Annotated in this window: 17 protein-coding genes and 1 pseudogene; 4 read left to right on the top strand and 14 right to left on the bottom strand. The window is 71.0% G+C overall.

The features are described from left to right. Positions 1–192: 192 nt before the first annotated feature. The 10 genes and pseudogenes from AB0I21_RS05920 to AB0I21_RS05875 form a co-directional block, all read right to left on the bottom strand. Complete coding sequence (locus tag AB0I21_RS05920; RefSeq protein WP_360559281.1) at positions 193–447, bottom strand: Txe/YoeB family addiction module toxin; 255 nt, start codon at positions 445–447, stop codon at positions 193–195. Next, positions 444–716 carry a type II toxin-antitoxin system prevent-host-death family antitoxin gene (locus tag AB0I21_RS05915; RefSeq protein ID WP_354889941.1) on the bottom strand — a complete coding sequence of 91 codons (273 nt, stop codon included), beginning with the start codon at positions 714–716 and terminating at the stop codon, positions 444–446. The genes AB0I21_RS05920 and AB0I21_RS05915 overlap by 4 nt, the downstream gene beginning before the upstream one ends. 231 nt (positions 717–947) lie before the next feature. Then, positions 948–1946, bottom strand: a complete 999-nt coding sequence (locus AB0I21_RS05910) for a site-specific integrase (protein ID WP_360559280.1) — start codon at positions 1944–1946, stop codon at positions 948–950. Between the two features lie 175 nt (positions 1947–2121). Continuing rightward, positions 2122–3192, bottom strand: a complete 1071-nt coding sequence (locus tag AB0I21_RS05905) for a hypothetical protein (protein ID WP_360559279.1) — start codon at positions 3190–3192, stop codon at positions 2122–2124. Then, the gene (locus AB0I21_RS05900) at positions 3192–3698 is read right to left on the bottom strand and encodes a SigE family RNA polymerase sigma factor (protein ID WP_360559289.1); all 507 of its coding nucleotides are present in this window, start codon (positions 3696–3698) and stop codon (positions 3192–3194) included. The genes AB0I21_RS05905 and AB0I21_RS05900 overlap by 1 nt, the downstream gene beginning before the upstream one ends. Positions 3699–3764: 66 nt before the next feature. Beyond that, positions 3765–4091 (bottom strand): annotated as a pseudogene (locus AB0I21_RS05895) (ADP-ribosylglycohydrolase family protein); the annotation flags it as partial. Between the two features lie 265 nt (positions 4092–4356). Further along, positions 4357–4695, bottom strand: a complete 339-nt coding sequence (locus AB0I21_RS05890; protein ID WP_360559288.1) for a helix-turn-helix domain-containing protein — start codon at positions 4693–4695, stop codon at positions 4357–4359. Between the two features lie 142 nt (positions 4696–4837). Then, entirely contained in the window at positions 4838–6010 is a 1173-nt protein-coding gene (locus tag AB0I21_RS05885; protein ID WP_360559278.1) for a hypothetical protein, read from the bottom strand. Then, positions 6007–6525, bottom strand: a complete 519-nt coding sequence (locus tag AB0I21_RS05880; protein ID WP_360559277.1) for a SigE family RNA polymerase sigma factor — start codon at positions 6523–6525, stop codon at positions 6007–6009. Before AB0I21_RS05880 ends, AB0I21_RS05885 begins: the two co-directional genes overlap by 4 nt. 176 nt (positions 6526–6701) lie before the next feature. Further along, positions 6702–7349, bottom strand: a complete 648-nt coding sequence (locus AB0I21_RS05875) for a hypothetical protein (protein ID WP_360559276.1) — start codon at positions 7347–7349, stop codon at positions 6702–6704. A 369-nt stretch (positions 7350–7718) separates the two neighbouring features. Here AB0I21_RS05875 and AB0I21_RS05870 point away from each other — a divergent pair, with 369 nt between their 5' ends. Further along, the gene (locus AB0I21_RS05870) at positions 7719–9317 is read left to right on the top strand and encodes an alpha/beta hydrolase (protein ID WP_360559275.1); all 1599 of its coding nucleotides are present in this window, start codon (positions 7719–7721) and stop codon (positions 9315–9317) included. A gap of 58 nt (positions 9318–9375) precedes the next feature. Here the strand turns inward: AB0I21_RS05870 and AB0I21_RS05865 are convergent, their stop codons facing one another. Continuing rightward, on the bottom strand, positions 9376–10428 hold the full coding sequence (locus AB0I21_RS05865; RefSeq protein WP_360559274.1) for an OmpA family protein: 1053 nt from the start codon (positions 10426–10428) through the stop codon (positions 9376–9378). After that, positions 10428–11885, bottom strand: coding sequence for a helix-hairpin-helix domain-containing protein (locus AB0I21_RS05860; RefSeq protein WP_360559273.1), 1458 nt, complete (start codon positions 11883–11885; stop codon positions 10428–10430). Before AB0I21_RS05860 ends, AB0I21_RS05865 begins: the two co-directional genes overlap by 1 nt. 302 nt (positions 11886–12187) lie before the next feature. Between AB0I21_RS05860 and AB0I21_RS05855 the strand changes: the two genes are divergently transcribed. From AB0I21_RS05855 to AB0I21_RS05845, 3 genes are all read left to right on the top strand, one after another. Beyond that, complete coding sequence (locus AB0I21_RS05855; protein ID WP_360559272.1) at positions 12188–13297, top strand: MBL fold metallo-hydrolase; 1110 nt, start codon at positions 12188–12190, stop codon at positions 13295–13297. 140 nt (positions 13298–13437) lie between these two features. Then, positions 13438–14508 (top strand): LacI family DNA-binding transcriptional regulator, encoded by a 1071-nt coding sequence (locus tag AB0I21_RS05850; RefSeq protein WP_344501076.1) that lies wholly within the window; start codon positions 13438–13440, stop codon positions 14506–14508. After that, positions 14505–14699: a hypothetical protein gene (locus AB0I21_RS05845; RefSeq protein ID WP_344501074.1), complete on the top strand. Its 195-nt coding sequence runs from the start codon at positions 14505–14507 to the stop codon at positions 14697–14699. The genes AB0I21_RS05850 and AB0I21_RS05845 overlap by 4 nt, the downstream gene beginning before the upstream one ends. An 87-nt stretch (positions 14700–14786) precedes the next feature. Here the strand turns inward: AB0I21_RS05845 and AB0I21_RS05840 are convergent, their stop codons facing one another. Together AB0I21_RS05840 and AB0I21_RS05835 are read right to left on the bottom strand one after the other, a co-directional pair. Beyond that, a complete protein-coding gene (locus AB0I21_RS05840) occupies positions 14787–16292 on the bottom strand; it encodes an APC family permease (RefSeq protein ID WP_360559271.1) in 1506 nt (501 codons plus the stop codon). Positions 16293–16337: 45 nt separating this feature from the next. Further along, positions 16338–16964 carry a GPP34 family phosphoprotein gene (locus tag AB0I21_RS05835; protein WP_360559270.1) on the bottom strand — a complete coding sequence of 209 codons (627 nt, stop codon included), beginning with the start codon at positions 16962–16964 and terminating at the stop codon, positions 16338–16340. Positions 16965–17119 lie beyond the last annotated feature (155 nt).

Here is a 17119-nt window from a genome sequence, read left to right as displayed (position 1 = left end):
CGTTCGTCCAGTAGGGCGCTCCACCTTGACCTGGTCGGCCCTTCCTGCAAGCCTGGCACCGGTGAGGGCGCCGCCTCTCTGAGCGCGCGCCTCAGAACCCTGGCCAGCGCACCGTGCGTGGTGGCGTGGCACAGCACCGCGGTGGCTCAGGTCCGCCGGCCGCTACCCCACCGCGGTCGAGAGCGCGACGGGTCATTCGTAGTGGTAGCGGCACTGCGCGATCTGCACGGTGTCGTCGAAGATCCGATACACGAGACGATGCTCCTGATCGATGCGCCGCGACCAGAAGCCGGCCCAGTTGCCGCGGAGCTGTTCCGGTTTGCCAATTCCCTGGTGGCCGTTGCGGCGGATGTCCTCGATCAGGGTGTTCACCCGGCGGAGCATCTGCCGGTCCTGCTGCCAGCTCAGATAGTCGTCCCAGCCGCGGCTGGCGAACTGGACCTTCACGCGGCGGACGCCTCGTCCGGGTCGATCAGGTCGTGGACTTCTCCGCCGCCCGCGCGGAGCTCCTCGATCGCCTCGTTCAGCCGGCGGGCGTTGGCCGGACTCGCCATCAGGTACGCCGTCTCCTTCAGCGACTCGTACTCACGCAGCGAGATGATGACCGCGGACTCATGCCCTGAGCGGGTGATCACGACCTCCTCGGCGTCGTCCACGACGTGGTCGAGCATCTTGGCTAGGTTCTGCCGAACCTCTGAGTAGCTGACCGTGCGCATTGCATCCCCCGAACACCGAACCGAGACCGACGTACAGGAAATTGTACGACTTCCGGCATGGCTCGAAAAGTACAGCAGCAAGTACAGCAACGCACCCCGCCGAGCCGGACCACAGCAAAGCTGAAACCGTTGTGTAGCAACGATTCCAGCTTCACCGAACCGCACTGCCGCGACTCCGTAGGTTCAGGGTTCGAGTCCCTGGCGGCCCACCACTTGACCTGCTGTTTTGTGCTACCGCTTCGTCCGATGTGGACGGTGGTTGCTCGCTGCACGCTTCATCTCGCTCCTGCTCTTCCGCGGTCCATTCGGGCGCGATGTTGGGGCTTGACCTGCGGTTTCACGGTTCGCGGGACGTTCCTGGGCGCCGAGTGGTGCGGATCGGGTGCCGAGGTCGCCGTACTCGTTGCGCCGTTTCTTGATCTGCTTCCGGACGGCGCGAGCTGCGGTGAGGACGAGCCCGGCGGTGGCCGCGGCGGCTCGCCGCTGTGATTCGGGCAGGACGCTGGTGTAGGAGTCGGCGGTCAGCACGATGCTGGCGTGGCCGAGCTGGTCCTGGACCGTCTTGAGATCGGCTCCTGCCTGGCGGGCGAGGGATGCGGCGCCGCGGCGGAGGTCGTGCAGCCGGATCGGTGGGAGGTCGGTGGATCGGCAGATGTTGAGGAATCGTTGGGTGAGGTAGGACGGATGCAAGGGGCGGCCGTCGACGCGGGTGAACACATACCCGGTGTCCTGCCAGGCTCGACCGGCGGCGAGTCGTTCGAGGCGTTGCCTGCGGGCGTGCTCGCGGAGCGCTCGGACGGTGTGCCGGTCCAGTGCGACGACGCGGCGGCTGGCGGCGCTTTTCGGCGGTCTCTGGAGGATCTTGTGGCCGATGCAGGTGAGTTGCTGGGCGATGGTCATCGTGCCGTGTTCGAGGTCGACGTCGCACCACCGTAGCCCGGCGGCCTCGCCGCGGCGGAGCCCGCGTAGGGCGATGAGCCACCACATCGCGAAGAGCCGGTCGGCGGCAACGAGCATGTCGTCGCGGGCTCGGGTGGCGGCGGCCTGGGACGGGAACCCGCTGCGGCGGACCTGGGTGGAGCGGCCACGGATGTCGCGGACGCGGCAGTCGAACTGCCAACTGCCGTGCCCGCGCTCGGTCAGCCGCGAGCAGGTGCGGTTGCGGCGCCGGCCCGGTCGACCGTCGAGGTCGCGGGTGCAGGACTTGAAGATCACGCCGCGGCTGGACATGATGCACCTCCACGCTGAGCAGGTCACGATCCGTCACCTCCAGGTTGCGCCTCCACGGCTCGACTCACCGAACCTGCACCCGGCGCAACATTCTCCCGCTCGTGGCTGTGGCCTGCGGGAGTGTAGCCACCTGACCAGCAAGTTCGTGTGCCCCGCTGACGCTCGTTGCGGCCCGCTACGGCGGGCCGAGGGTGATGGTCCTGTCGCTCGGGGCGCCGACGGCCGTGGTCCTGGTCACCGTGCCGTCGCGGGTCAGGGTGCGCACCTCGCCGTCCCGGCCGGTGAGCAGCACGTCGTCGCTCACCCACACGGCGGCGAACGGGAACTCCACCCGCTGCCCGGTGAGCACGTCGAACCGCCACCAGTTGGTCGTCGTACCGTTCGGACCATCCGACTCTCCGGGTTCGGGACCGGCGACGACGTACCGCCCGTCGGGCGACCAGGCGAACGGCCCGGCCGGCATCGCGGTCACCGGCAGTGACCTGGTGGGCTCGCCGGTCTCGGCATTGAACAGCTGCAGGCCGGTGACCTGCTCCAGGGCAGCACCTTCCGAGCGGTAGGCGACGGCCATGACGATCTCTTTGCCGTCCCGCGCCCAGGTGAAGAAGCACCGGCTGCAGGGGTACCTGTCCGCGTCGATCCACTGCGTGCGCACCTTGCCCGTGCGGGCGTCGATCACCCCGAAGCCGACCTTGAACGGATCCTTCCGGGTCAGCCCGCCGACGAGCCGGTCGCCGGTCGGTGACCAGCTGTACGTGCCGATGAAGCCGGCCGGCTCGACGGTCACCGGGTGGCCGCCACGCACGTCCGTCACCTTGGCCTCGCTCGGACCGGGCGTGACCAGGAGCCGGTCGCCGGTCGGGGCCGGCTGGCCCTGGTTGCGCACGGAGATGTACCGGCCGCTGGACCGCTCCAGCACCTGGTCCCCCTTCTCGATGACGACCCAGCCTCCGGGCAGTCCACCGGGGGTCGTGGGGGTCGGCACCTGCGTGGTCAGCTGGCCCTGCGGCCGGCTCGATCCGGCGGCCGCGGGTGGCGGGGCGACGACGCCGGGGCGGGACAGGACCGCCCAGGGCAGCACGACGGCGATCACCGCCAGGACCGCGCCGCCGGCCACGGCCAGCCTGCGGTTGCGCCGGATGCGCCGGCCCTCGACCATGCTGCGCGCGGCGAGCCCGGCGGACGGCCCGCGCAGCTCGCCGGACATCTCGTCGATCGTCTCGTGGAGCAGCTCTTCGAAGCGCATCAGTGCCGTCCTTCCACGAAATCTTCGCTCCAGTCGAGCTGCGGCACGAGCTCGCGCAGCTTGGCCAGCCCCCGCGAGGCATGGCTGGCCACCGTGCCCCGGCGGCAGGAGAGGATCTCCGCGGTCTCCTCGACGCTGCGGTCCTCGAAGTACCGCAGGATCAGCACCGCCCGCTGCCGGGGTGGCAGCGTCTGCAACGCGTCGCGCAGCAGCAGCCGCAGCGCGGTGTCGGCCTCCAGGTATCGGGAAGCGGCCCGCTCCGGCGGCTCCGCCACCGACACTTCGGCCTGCCGGCGCCGGCTGCGCCACCCGGACGCGAACTCGTTGTAGATCATGCGCCGCAGGTAAGGCTCCGGCTCGTCGATCCGCCGCCACCGTGCGAACGCCTTCGCCAGGGCGGTCTGCACGAGGTCCTCAGCGGCGTGCCGGTCGCCGGTCAGCGCGTACGCCGTCTTCAGCAACGCATGCGCGCGCTGCTCGACGAAGGCCGAGAACTCGGCCTCCAGTGGGTTCTACACGACGGGTACCTCCTTCACCCCCCTCAGACGCCAGGAGTGCCGGAAACTTTGCACTCAATCCGCACCGGGTGTCCGGACCCAGGCGGGCAGCGGCTCACGCTGGGTACGCCAGGCCGCGGGGATCGCGTCCCGGCCGATCGCCGCGGCCACCACCCCACCGACGATCGCCGCCGTGGTGTCGACGTCGCCGCCGGCCGCCACGCAGGTCAGGATCGCCGCCCGGTCGTCGGCGAGGTGGGTCGCGGCGGCCCACAACGCGAACGGCACCGTGTCCTGCGCCAGCACCCGCGACCCGTTGCCCAGGACGTACGCCGCCTCGGCGACCCCGGCCCCGAGCATCCCCCGGGGGAGACCGGGAAGACTGCTACTTCGACCACGAATCTGCAACACGTTGCGAGCGCCCGGCCCCACCCAGCCGCCCGTCGACCACGGCCGCCTCGCAGCCGACCTGGCCGCATGGTCCGCGCGGCGCACAGCTCCCACCCGCGGCGCCAAGAAGCGACGATCGCCATGTCTGCCGTCTCCATGCGCCGGGCTGCAGACCAGGCCCGCGGGCGGCGCCCGGCTGGAGTGGTGGACGCGGCGGCGGTCCAGCGCGAGAGACCGGATGACCGAGGCCGGCGCACCGTGCACCGGCCTCGGCACATCAGCGGTCGCGGAGGGTGGTGGAGGGCGGTTCGCCGTAGGTGACGCGGTAGCTGGCGGTGAAGCGGCTGTGGCTGGCGAATCCCCAGCGGGCGGCGATGGCGGTGACGGTTGCGCCGGTGGTGGGTCGCCGGCGATCACCGGCACCTGACTGGTCCGCACCACGAACCGGGCGTCGTCCCTCGTCCGGGCGGACCTCGAGCGGGTCCCGACGAACGTCTGCCGCATGAAGTCGGTGATCTCCTCCTCGACCGCTGAGGAGATCGAGGAGCCCTCGGGCGGTGCGAGGTGCGCATCGGGAACCGGCATCGCCACCCTCCCGGTCGAGCCCACGCTGCAGGGATCGGGAGACGCACCTCCACCATACGCATCGTCCGTCCCCGATACGAAGACACGATCGGGTGCTTTCGGATTCCAGGAGCCACCACGCGCCCGGTCGGGTGGAGGGCCGGCCAGGCGCGTGGTGGGTCGTGTTCCGGCGGTCAGCCGGGGTAGCGGATCAGGCCGATCGGCGCCGATGCGCGGGTGACGGTGCGCAGGGTGCCGGTGTCACGGGCGATCAGCTCGATGGTCACGGAGCCGACGTGGAACGGGTCGGTTCCGCTCGGGGCGAGGTGCAGCAGGAGCGGGCCTTCGGGGTGGACGCCGAGGACGTAGCGGGCGTCCGGCTGGCCGTGCTCGAAGCCGCCGTTGGCGGGGCGCTGGGCACCTGGGATGTCGTCGGGCAGCGGGTACCGGTGGGTGAGCCGGCCGGTCTCGAGGTCGAACCCGACGAGGAAGGTGTTCTGCCCGACGGCCGAGCCCGGGTCGGCCGCGTCGTGGGTACGCATGAACAGCGTGCGGTCGTCCGTGTCCAGGATCGGTGCCCCGAAGGACTCGGGCACCGTCTCCGTGGGGCGCAGGCCCAGATCGGTCGTGGGGATGTCGCGGACGATCCGCCCGGTCGTGCCGTCGGCCAGGCGCAGACCGGAGAAGGACGACTCGGGCAGCGGGCACAGCAGGAGCTCGCCCGAGTTGCGCACCGCGCACACCCGGGCGGTGCGCGGCAGGTCCGGCGGCGCCGTGCCGCGGGCCCCGGTGGTGAGGTCGACCGTGTACGTGACGCCGGACCGGCTGGAGGTCTGCACCACCAGCCGCCGGCTGTCCGGGGACCAGCTCGCGCCGGCGCTCGTGTCCACGCCGGCGAACTCCTGCCGTGCGGTGCCGGTGAGATCCCGCAGCACCCAGGATCCTTCGGAGCGGAGCACCAGCAGCCAGCGGCCGTCGGGCGACATCCCGTCCACCCGCAGGCCGTCCACCTTGTACTGGCGGCCGTCCGCGGCGAGCAGGGCCCAACGTCCCTGGTCGCCGTCGTCGTACGCGAAGGCCAGCGCGGCCGGGCCGACGCCGCGGTCCTCGGGGAGGACCGGCGCGGACCTGTCCAGGGTCAGCTGCCGTGGCAGGCCGTCTGCGGCCGTCGACGGCTCCTGGCCGCCTCCGTCGCTGAGCGGCCAGGCGACGCCGACCAGGCCGGCGACCACGAGCAGGGCCGCCGCGACCGGCACCAGCCGGGTCAGCGTCCGGCGGCGCTGGACCACCCTTACGGCACGGTCGGTCACGTCGTAGACGCGTGCGTCGTCGGCCGCGTCGACCAGCGCATCCTTCAGGGACATCATGCCGGCACCTCCGAGTCCTCGATGAGTTCCACCAGTTCAGGAGCCACGACCCGTAGCCGGGCGAGGGCGTGATGGGTCTGGCTCTTGACCGAGCCCACCGAGCAGCCGAGCGTGTCGGCGGTCTCGGCCTCGGACAGGTCCTCGAAGTAGCGCAGGACGATCACCGCACGGTGTCCCGGCGCCAGCCTCGCCAGCGCGTCGCGCAGCACGATCCGGCGCACCGCGTCGGCGGACTCGTCCCGCCCGATGTCCCGCTCCGGCGGGTCGGCGGCCAGCACCTCCCGGCCGCGCCGGCTCCGCCACGACGAGACGTGCTCGTGGTAGAGCGCCCGCCGCACGTAGGCGTCCGGCGTGCCCCCTTGAACCACCCGGCGCCAGTGCCGGGCCACTTTGATGAGCGTCACCTGCACCAGGTCCTCGGCCGCGTGGTGCTCGCCCGTCAGCAGGTACGCGACCCGCGACAGGCGCCCGATCCGTGCCGAAACGAACTCCCGGAAACTTGCCTCATCGTCCACCGGCACCCCCTCATGAGTGTGTCGCCCCGGTACACGAGGGGAACGGTGTCTGAGGTTGGCAGCCCGTCCGACCAAAGCCGAACCGGGCCCAAACGGCCAAAGCCGAACGGGCCCGTCCGACCAAAGCCGAACGGGCCCGGACGGCCAAGCCGAACGGGCCCGGACTGACGGCGGGCCTACGCCTCGAGCAGCCACCACGCGATCGGGACGCCGCCGGCGGGGGCGGCGGCGTTGAGGTGCAGGCGGAGCTCGCCGGTGGCCGGGTTCGGCACCGCCGCCTTCACCCAGACGGCGGTGCTGCGCTGGGCGAGCGCGAGGGCCCGGGTCGATGCGTACAGGTGCAGGCCGGTGACGGTCACGCTGTTGGCGCCGGCCGGCACGGTCGCCAGGCCGCTGCGGCTGAAGCGCGTCTGGCCGCGGACGGAGAGGGCGGTCTTGCTGTACTCGTCCGGGGCGGAGGCGACGACGCCGATGCCGCCGAGGTCGCCGGCGACGCCGATGACGCCGTAGCCGATGTCGCTGCGGCCGATGACGCCGTTGCCGTTCGAGGAGTACCCGAGGACGCCCGCGTCGAAGCCGGTGGCGTCGACGGCGACGGTGGCGGTGTTGCGGACGTCGAGCGTGGCGGCGTCGGAGGTCGAGCGCAGGATGGTGGACTCGGTGCCGGCGTTGTTGTCGGCGCCCTGGAGGACCGGGTCGCCGGGGGCGGCGGCGGCCGGGGTGGCGGTGGTCATCGCGGCGGCGACCGCGGCCACGCCGCCGGCTCCCGCTCCGGTGAGGATGCCGCGTCGGCTGAGCCGGTTCGATGGCTTCTGGTTGGCCATGACTGATGCTCCCCTCGTGTCGTGGTCATCGCGACCACGTCCAGCTTCGAGGTGGAGAAACCCGAGGTCGAGCGGCTATCCGTCTGCGTTCCCGGCGGAATAGTGGTTGCTTGACAATTCAAAGACTCCAATTCGAATTCAATTTTCCACTGTACCGGAATCATTCATGGCCTAACGATGGCGGCCCCCGGGCGGGGCAGCCGGGGCCGCCGGCCCGGGACGGGAGCCCCGGCGGGGTGGAGTTGCTCGGGTGGAGGAAAGGGTCGCCGGTCTTCCGCGCGTCGAGCGCGCCCGAAACGATCGGCGTGACATTGTTTGGCCCGAATCAATTGCCCGAATACACCCATTTGGGCAAATTTGGGAGGATTTGTGGAGAGAAAGACCGTGAAGGGGCTCGCCCTCTTCACCGCGGCGGCCACGGCGTTGGTCGTCGTCCCGGCGACCGGCGCCTCGGCCGCGCCCGGTGCGGACACCGCGGGAGCCGCCAAGATCACGTGGGGTCAGTGCGAGAGCCCGGGCCTGCAGCGGCGGGGCGCCGAGTGCGGCCTGCTCGACGTGCCGCTGGACTACAGCAAGCCCAACGGCAAGAAGATCCAGATCGCCGTCTCGCGGATCAAGGCGAAGGTCGCCGCGAAGGACTACCAGGGCGTCATGCTCGTCAACCCGGGCGGCCCCGGCGGCTCCGGGCTGACGCTGTCGGTGCTGGGCGAGTACGTCCCCAACGGTGCCGGCCAGGCGTACGACTGGATCGGCTTCGACCCGCGCGGCGTCGGCTCCAGTGTTCCCGCGCTCTCCTGCGACAACGACTACTTCAACGGTCCGCGTCCGGAGTACATCCCGTGGAACCAGAGCATCGAGAAGACCTGGCTGGACCGGTCCAAGAACTACGCCAAGGCCTGCGGTAAGGCCGGCGGCGCGCTGCTGGACCACATGACGACGGTGGACTCCGTCAACGACATGGAGTCGATCCGCAAGTCGCTCGGCGCGAGCCAGATCAACTTCTACGGCTTCTCGTACGGCACCTACCTCGGCCAGGTCTACGGCACGCTGCACCCGAAGCAGGTGCGCCGCATGGTGCTGGACGGCAACGTCGACGTGCGCAAGGTCTGGTACCAGGCGAACCTGGACCAGGACGTGAACTTCGAGCGCAACGAGCGCATCTGGTTCGACTGGGTCGCCAAGTACGACTCGGTCTACCACCTGGGCAAGACCGGCACCGAGGTGCAGCTGCGCTGGTACGCGGAGCAGAACAAGCTCCGCAGCAAGCCGGCCGGCGGCGTGGTCGGCGCGGACGAGTTCGCCGACATCTTCCTGTACGCCGGCTACTACCAGTCGACGTGGCTGGAGCTGGCCGAGGCGTTCGCCGGCTGGGCCAACGACAAGAACACCGACCTCATCGTCGCGGCGTACGAGAACTACGTCGCCCCCGGCGACGACAACGGCTTCGCGGTCTACAACGCGGTGCAGTGCACCGACACCCAGTGGCCGCAGAGCTGGAACACCTGGGAGCGCGACAACTGGCGCACGTTCCTCAAGGCGCCGTTCATGACCTGGGACAACGCCTGGTACAACGCGCCGTGCCTCTTCTGGCCCGGCAAGGTGTCCAAGCCGGTCAAGGTCGACGGCTCGAAGGTCCAGAGCGTGCTGTTCGTCGGCACGACGCTGGACGCCGCCACGCCGTTCGAGGGCAGCCTCGAGGCGCGCCGCCGCTTCCCCCACAGCGCGCTGCTGGCCGAGGTCGGCCAGACCACGCACGCCAACTCGCTCAACGGCAACGAGTGCGTCGACAACGTGATCGCCGACTATCTCGCGACCGGCAAGCTGCCGGCCCGCAAGCAGGGCGACAAGGCCGACGCGACCTGCGACCCGCTGCCGCAGCCCGACCCGACCGAGGTCTCGCTGCAGGCGAAGTCGCTGCGGGCCGACAGCAGCGCGGTGCGCGCGCCGCTGTACCCCGTGCACCACTAGATCGCGCTACAAACAGCGGGGCCCCCGGAGAACCGGGGGCCCCGCTTTCGTACAGGAGCTACTGCTGGACGATGAACTCGACCCGGCGGTTGATCGCCTTGGCGGCGTCGCTGGTGTCGGGGACCTTCGGGCGGGACTCGCCGAAGCCCTTCGAGGTCAGCCGCTCCGGCGCGATGCCCAGCGCGACCAGCGTGTCGAGGACCGTCTTGGCACGGGCCTCGCTCAGCGTCTGGTTCCTCGCCTCGGTGCCGGTGCTGTCGGTGTGGCCCTCGATGCTGATCCGGATGCTGGGGTTGGCCTTCAGGATCGAGGCCACGTTGGCGACGACCGCCTGGCCCTGCTGGGTCAGCGTCGCCTTGTCGTTCTCGAACTCGACCGTCGGCAGCGCCACCAGCTGCGTCTGCACCTGCTCGGCCTTGGCCTCGCCGATCGCCAGCTCGTTGCGCACGATGCCGGTTACCTCGCGGGCCGCCTGCTCGGCCTGGTCCTTGACCGCCTGCGACACCACGGTGCCGGTCAGCGTCACGGTGCCGCCCTGCAGGTCGACGACTCCGGCCTTGGTCTCCTTGCCGAGCGCGACGAGCACCGGCGCCAGCGCCGCGATCTTGACGCCGTCGGTGCTGCGCTTGGCGTCGACGGTCACCTCGTCGAGCACGTTCTCGCTGCCGAAGGCCGTCTTCACCGCGTCGGCGAGTGCCGACTTGGCGGCGTCGTCGGCCACTGTACCGGTGAGCGTCGCCTTCCCGGCGTCGACGAGCAACTTCACCGCGACCGGCGACGGCGGCACCTCGACCTTCGGCGGCGCGATCACCGTCACGACCCGTACGCCTTCCACGGCGCGCGAGACGTCCTCGGCATGCTGCTTCTCGTCGGCGGAGCCGACGCGCACCGTGCCGTCCCGCCCCGTGAACGACACCTGCGCGTCGATCCCGGCGTTGCTCAGCGCGACCTTCGTGTGGTCGGTCAGCACGTTCTCGACGTGGTGCCGGAAGGGCACCTCCATGCCCGCCGCGAGCGCGGCCAGCCCGACCACGCCGACCACGATCGGCACCACCGGGTTGACCCTGCGCAGCTCGTGCCGCTCGGTCCGGGTCGTCGTCGTGCCCGCCATCAGGCGGACCCGGCGTCGCTGCCGGCGGTCTCGGCGGCACCGCCGAGCGGAGGCTTCGCGGTCGGCTCCCGGCCGGCGATCAGCCAGTCGGTCAGCTCCTTGAACTCCTCTTCCTTGCCGTCGGCGAGCAGGCGGGCCTGCCGGGCCCAGGTGACGATGCTCGGGGCGAACCGCAGGTCGGCCGCCTCGATCGCGGTGCGCAGCGTGTCCACGTCGGACTCGGCGAGCTTCACGTAGGTCCGGATGCCGGCGGCGAGGAGCGCGGCCGACATCTTCGGGCCGATCCCCTCGATCCGCTGCAGGTCGTCCGGCGGCCCGTCGTCCACGACCACCGGCTCCGGCTCTGCCTCGACGACCGGCTCCGGCTCGGGGGCGATCTCGGCAACCGGCTCCGGCTCCGGTTCGGGCTGCGGCTCCTGTACGGGCTCGACCGCGGCAACGGGATCCGGTGCCACGACGGGCTTCTTGGGGGTCGGCTCACGACCGGCGATCAGGTAGTCCGTGAGCTCCTTGAATCCCGCCTCGTCGCCGTCGGCGAGGAGACGCGCCTGGCGGCTCCACGAGCCGATGCTCGGTGCGAATCGCAGATTGGCGTTGGCGAGCGCGTCCTCCAAGGTGGACCGCTCGGCATCGGCCAATGCGACATAGGTGGTGATGCCTGCCGCCTTCAGCGCCGCGGCGATCTTGGGGCCGATGCCTTCGATCCTGGCGAGGTCGTCCTCGGCCTTGGGCGCTTCCGCCGCCTCGGGTTCGTCCTCGAGGACCGGCACCGCCGCGAACGCGGACTCGACCTCGGCGACCAGTTCGTCATCCACAACGACCGGGTTATCCACAGCGGGCGTCTCGGCCGCGGCGACCGGCTCGGGGTCGGGAGTAGGTTCGGATTCGGCAGCGGGTTCGGGTTCGACGAGGGGCTCGACCTCGGCGGCCGGCTCGGTCTCCTCGACCGCGACGGGCGCCGGGTCCTCGACGACCGGATCTCCTGCCGCGGGCTCGGCCGGCAGCGGCTCGGCCGCGGAAACCGCGACCGGTTCGGGCTCGGGGTCGGCCTCCGCGACGGGGTCGGACTTCGCGAGCGCGACCGGCTCGGGCTCGGGCTCCGCGACGGGTTCGGCAACGGGCTCGGGGTCGGCAACGGGTGCCGGCTCCGCGACCGGCTCGGCCGTCGGCTCGGGGTCGGCGGCCGGTGCCGGCTCCGCGACGGGCTCAGCGTCGGCGACCGGCACCGGCTCCGCAGCCGACTCGGCGACGGGCTCCGCGACGGGCTCGGCGACGGGCTCGGCGACGGGCTCGGCCGGTGCGGCGGCGACGAGGGGTTGGGGGGTCGCGGGGGTGGGGGTGGTTTCCTCGGAACGGATCCGGCGCACCTGACGGCCCCACCAGAGGTAACCGACGAGCAGGCCGAGGAGGAACGCAACGATGATGAACAACAGTGACTGGTTGATGAACCAGGTCACGACGGGCCTCCGGGGGGAAAGTGACCGACGCGTGATGGGGGAAGTTTGCGGGCAGCTTTCCATACCTCAATGGCTTCGCAACAGAGCCGGAAAGACGGCGCGACCTGCCGGTTCTGTTTGATCACGGCGGGCGTGGGCGGGGCGCGGGAAAAGGTTGCGGAGCATTTGCGCTGATGAGAGGGCATGTGACGGGGCGTGACCGCCAGGACGGCGGAAAATCCGTGCAACCGTTGATGTGGTGCCGATGGAAAGCTTGGTGCTGAAGCTCACGACATGGCGGGTGAACTGGAGGTCGACGAAGGATGGGCAAGACGACACGGGTCCTGGCCTTGGCGGCGGTCGCGGCTGCGGCGGGTGGGGTGGCGTGGGCGCTGCGTGACCTTCCGGCGCAGCTCGGCGCGGTCGCGTCGGGGGCGAGGGCGGAGCGGATGCGGCGTTCCCCGCAGTTCGGGGACGGCAAGTTCGTCAACCCGGTGCCGGCCGAGGCCCTGCCGGACGGCGCGATGGCCGACGCGTTCCGCCAGCTGATCTTCGGCCAGCAGCCGCGGCGGCCGAAGGGGGTGATCCCGGTGGTGCGGCCGGTGTTCCCCGCGAAGCAGGACGGCGACCTGCACGTCACGTGGCTGGGGCACTCGACGGCGCTGGCGGAGGTCGAGGGCGTGCGGGTGCTGTTCGACCCGGTGTGGAGCGAGCGGTGCTCCCCGACGTCGTTCGTGGGGCCGAAGCGGCTGCACCCGATGCCGCTGGGGCTGGAGGAGCTGCCGAGGATCGACGCGATCGTCATCTCGCACGACCACTACGACCACCTGGACCTGGCTTCGATCAAGGCGCTCGCCAGGACGCAGCAGGCGCCGTTCCTGGTGCCGCTGGGTGTCGGCGCGCACCTGGAGCGCTGGGGTGTGCCGCTGGACCGGATCATCGAGCTGGACTGGGAGGAGTCGGTGGAGGTCCGGCACGTCCGGCTGACCGCCACGGCGGCGCGGCACTTCTCCGGCCGCCGGTTCGCCCGCGACGGCACGCTGTGGGCGTCGTGGGCGGTCAAGGGCGAGCGGCGCAGCGTGTTCTACACGGGCGACTCCGGCTACTGGGGCGGCTACAAGGAGATCGGCGAGCAGCACGGGCCGTTCGACGTGTCGCTGATCCAGGTCGGTGCGTATGGCGACGCGTGGCCGGACATCCACATGAAGCCCGAGGACGGGGCGAGCGCGCACCTCGACGTGCAGGCCGGGGTGCTCATCCCGCTGCACTGGTGCACGTTCAACCTGGCGGTGCACGCGTGGTCGGAGCCGGTCGAGCGGCTGCTGGACGAGGCCGCCGCGCGGGACATCACGCTCGCGATCCCGCGACCAGGTGACCGGCTCAACATCGACGCGTTGCCGTCAGTTGAACCGTGGTGGCGCCCCATTGCGTAAGGATTAAACGAGCAGCTCAGGGCACGTGTCGGGGCACACATGCAAGGACCCGACAAAAGGCTGGCGGACAGGCGGCCTCCCGACGTACTGTATCGATACAGAAGGAACTGGATCGATGCAGAGAAGGGAGGAGCCCGACCATGAAGGCGACGTTGCAGACCATTGCCGACGAGCTCGGCGTGTCACGCAGCACGGTGTCCAATGCCTACAGCCGGCCGGATCAGCTCTCCCCCGAGCTGCGCGCCAGGATCCTCTCCGCGGCCCAGCGGCTCGGCTACTCGGGGCCCAACCCGACGGCGCGCTCGCTGCGCAGCGGCAAGGTCAACGCGATCGGTGTGCTGCTGACCGACAACCTGTCGATGGCGTTCACCGACCCCTATGCGGTGGCCTACCTGCGCGGGCTCGCGGAGGCGGCCTCGGCGCGGGAGACCTCGCTGCTGCTGCTCAACCTGCCCAAGGACGAGGCGGCCGGCCGGCGCGTCATCAGCAACGCCGCAGTCGACGCCTTCTGCCTCTACTGCGTGCCCGACTGGCACTCGGCGCTGGAGCTCGTGCGTTCCCGCGGCGTGCCGATCGTGATCGGTGAGGACCCGCAGGCATTCGGGCCGGAGGCGAGCTACGTCGGCATCGACGAGCGCGCGGCGGCCCGCCGGCTGGGCGAGCACATCGTCAACCTCGGCCACCGCGACATCGCGGTGGTGGCGCACTGGATCGTCGACGACGGCGTCACCAGCCAGGTGCACGCCGACCCCGACGACCTGCGCTACTACGTGACCGGCGAGCGGGTCCGCGGCTTCCGCGACGCGTTCCTGGCCGCGGGCGTGCCGTGGGAGCGGGTCGTGCTGATCAACGCGGCCGCGAACCAGCGCGAGGAGGGCGCCGAGGCGGCGGCCCACGCGCTCGACCGGCTCGACCGGGCGACCGCGATCCTGTGCACCTCCGACGTCCTGGCCCTCGGCGTGCTCGACGCGCTGCGGGTGCGGGGCCTGCAGGCCGGCCGGGACGTCTCGGTCACCGGCTTCGACGACATCCCGGAGGCGGACGCCGCCGGGCTCACCACCATCCGCCAGCCCAGCGTCGAGCGCGGGCGGCTCGCGGGAGAGCTGCTGCTCGACCCGCCCGAAGACCCGGCGCTGCGTCGCCTGACGCTGCCCGTATCCCTGGTGGTCAGGTCGACCACCGGACCCAACACTGCCAAGGAGAAGTCATGACCCCGATCGCCCTGATCATGTCGCTGGAGGCCGTCCGCCTGGAGGCGAACTCGGCCATGCCCAACGCCCCCGTCATCGACGACCGTCGCCGCGAGTCGGCCACCATGGGCAAGATGCGCAACTTCACCGCGCGCACGCTGCGCCGCGCGGCCGACCGAGTCGAGCCCACGCCGGCTCTCACCTACGGGTAACGCGGGGCCGGACCGGCCGCGAAACCTGAAGCACGCCTGAACGACGGAAGGGCCCGGGGCAACCGCCCCGGGCCCTTCTGCGTGCGGCTAGAGCGCCGCGTAGTCCGGGGTGTCCGCCCGGGCGGCGCTGGCGCGGGCGCCGAGGCCGATCGCGTCGTAGTCCTGCCGGCTGGTGGCCCGCAGGATCAGCGCCCAGATGACGCCGATGACCGCGACCGCACCGTACGCCGCCGGGAACGCCCAGACGGCCGCGTTCTCGGTGCCGGGGGCGAAGCCGAGCAGGCCGCCGAAGTTGTCGACGACGAGCCAGATGATGTACCCGAGCGCCACCGACGACAGGATCGGCGCGATCAGCCGGGACCAGGCGCCTTCGCCGCGGGCGTCCTTCAGGAAGAACCCGATGACCGACAGCGAGGTCGCGAAGACCAGGAACAGCACGCCGACGCCGCCGGAGGTGCCCAGCCAGAAGAACAGGTTGAGCATCGGGTCCCAGCCCTGGACCGCGAAGACCACGAGCACGACGAGCGCGATCACGGTCTGGAAGATCGAGCCGGACGACGGGGCGCCGGAGCGGGCCCGGGTGCGGCCGAAGAACGCCGGGAGCACCCGCTCGCGGCCGAGCGCGAACGCGTAGCGCGCGGTCGTGTTGTGGTAGCTCAGGGCGGCGGCCGCGATGCTGGTGGTCAGCAGGACGAGGCCGAGGTCGGCGGCCCAGGCGCCGCCCTTCTCCGCGAGGGTCGGGAAGAACGGGCCACCGGACTCGGCCATCTCCTGCGCGGCCGGCACGGTGGCGTCGACGCCGATGCTGACCGCGGCGGCCCAGCTGGTGACGGCGTACGAGACGACCATGACGGCCAGGCCGAGGAACGTGGCGACGGCGACGGTCCGGTTCTTGCCCTTGGCCTCCTCGGCGAAGACCGGGGCGGCCTCGAAGCCGACGAACGCGGTGACGCAGACGGCGAAGGCCGGACCGGCCGCGTCCTTCAGCGAGCTCCAGTTCCACGGCTCGAGGCTGACGCCGCCCTCGGCCGGGTTGCTGAGGAAGATGAAGTCGAAGATCGTCACGGCGATCAGCTCGGCGCCGAGCAGGACCATGAGGACCTTGCTGTTGACGTCGACCCGCAGCAGGCCGAGCACGGCGATGACCAGCCACAGCGCGAGCGCCAGGATCCACCAGTCGACGTTCAGGTCGGCCTTGTCCGCGAGGATCAGCGAGGCGTAGAAGCCGAACGCGCCGTAGAGGCCGATCTGCAGCAGGTTGTAGGCGAGCAGCGCGACCAGGGACCCGCCGACGCCGAGCGGCCGGCCGAGGCCCTGGGAGATGTAGCTGTAGAACGCGCCGGCGTTGGTGATGTGCCGGGACATGGCGACGTAGCCGAAGCTGAACACGGCCAGCACCACGGCGATGATGACGAACGCGAGCGGGAAGCCGGTCACGCCGACCCAGCCCCAGGCCGACGAGACCAGGGCGCCGACCACCATGAGGGGGGCGGCAGCCGTGAGGGCGAACATGATGACGGACGGCACGCCGAGACGGTCTCGGGCCAGTGCCTGGGATACCACGCTCGGTCGCGCAGGCGACGTTGCGGACATCGGTCCTCCAGGGGTTTTGAGGGGGGAAGGGGAGAGGAAAGTCCGCTAGCCGCGCTGCGACAGCACCGAGTCGCCGACCGCCGCCTCGACCTGCAGGATCAGGTCGCGCAGCGGTGGCGGCAGTGCGCCCACCGCTTGTTGAAGTCTTCTGATGCTGGCCTGGTCGGTGTCCCACAGGACGTGACCGGTGAGCCCGGTCGCGTCGGCCAGGCCGGCGAGGGTGGTGTCGGCGACCCGCATCGGCTCCTGCCCGGTGAGCAGGCGGCGCAGCCGCACCACCCGCCCGGCCGGCAGGTTGATGTCGGTGGCCACCCATCGGGTCGTGGTGCGCAGCAGCCGCCGCACCTGGGTCTGCTCGACCAGGCCGACGCGGGCGAGCCGCTGGCCGACCGCGTCGACCGCGGTCTGGCCGAGGAAGAGCAGCCAGGTGCGGATCTCGCGGTGCTGCGTCTCCGCGACCATGGTGGCGAGGTTGGTGTGGGCGAGCGGATCCGACGGGGGCTCCCGGTTGATCACTCGCAGCCGGGCGCCCTCGCAGACGATCCGCTGCTCCAGGACGAGCTCGCCGAGCATCGCTCCCGCGAGGCCGAGCTCGACCGCCCTCTGCGACAGACGGGACCGGCCGTCCCTGTCGTCGTGCGCGATCAGGAAGAAGTCATCTGCAAGCAGCATCCGCCCGCACTCCTCGAAGAGGGCAGGGTGCAGCGCGCCACGAACCCCAGCCTGGCGCGAACCGTCACCGCACATCCGTCTTCAGCTCAGTTTGGATCCGAAAGATCTCACGGACCCAACGCGAAAGCATGCACTGCGGGACAGTGCCACCGCAA

This window comes from Dactylosporangium sp. NPDC050588 (genome assembly GCF_040654975.1).
GTDB lineage: Bacteria > Actinomycetota > Actinomycetes > Mycobacteriales > Micromonosporaceae > Dactylosporangium > Dactylosporangium maewongense.
The sequence above is the reverse complement of the archived record's forward strand: the minus strand, read 5'-3'. Positions and strand labels throughout refer to the sequence as shown.

What these genes read in the sequence shown, in the direction of transcription:
- AB0I21_RS05915 (WP_354889941.1), bottom strand. Translation starts at nt 716, where the DNA reads ATGCGCACGGTCAGCTACTCAGAGGTTCGGCAGAACCTAGCCAAGATG.
- AB0I21_RS05910 (WP_360559280.1), bottom strand. Translation starts at nt 1,946, where the DNA reads ATGTCCAGCCGCGGCGTGATCTTCAAGTCCTGCACCCGCGACCTCGAC.
- AB0I21_RS05905 (WP_360559279.1), bottom strand. Translation starts at nt 3,192, where the DNA reads ATGCGCTTCGAAGAGCTGCTCCACGAGACGATCGACGAGATGTCCGGC.
- AB0I21_RS05885 (WP_360559278.1), bottom strand. Translation starts at nt 6,010, where the DNA reads ATGATGTCCCTGAAGGATGCGCTGGTCGACGCGGCCGACGACGCACGC.
- AB0I21_RS05875 (WP_360559276.1), bottom strand. Translation starts at nt 7,349, where the DNA reads ATGGCCAACCAGAAGCCATCGAACCGGCTCAGCCGACGCGGCATCCTC.
- AB0I21_RS05865 (WP_360559274.1), bottom strand. Translation starts at nt 10,428, where the DNA reads ATGGCGGGCACGACGACGACCCGGACCGAGCGGCACGAGCTGCGCAGG.
- AB0I21_RS05855 (WP_360559272.1), top strand. Translation starts at nt 12,188, where the DNA reads ATGGGCAAGACGACACGGGTCCTGGCCTTGGCGGCGGTCGCGGCTGCG.
- AB0I21_RS05850 (WP_344501076.1), top strand. Translation starts at nt 13,438, where the DNA reads ATGAAGGCGACGTTGCAGACCATTGCCGACGAGCTCGGCGTGTCACGC.
- AB0I21_RS05845 (WP_344501074.1), top strand. Translation starts at nt 14,505, where the DNA reads ATGACCCCGATCGCCCTGATCATGTCGCTGGAGGCCGTCCGCCTGGAG.
- AB0I21_RS05840 (WP_360559271.1), bottom strand. Translation starts at nt 16,292, where the DNA reads ATGTCCGCAACGTCGCCTGCGCGACCGAGCGTGGTATCCCAGGCACTG.
- AB0I21_RS05835 (WP_360559270.1), bottom strand. Translation starts at nt 16,964, where the DNA reads ATGCTGCTTGCAGATGACTTCTTCCTGATCGCGCACGACGACAGGGAC.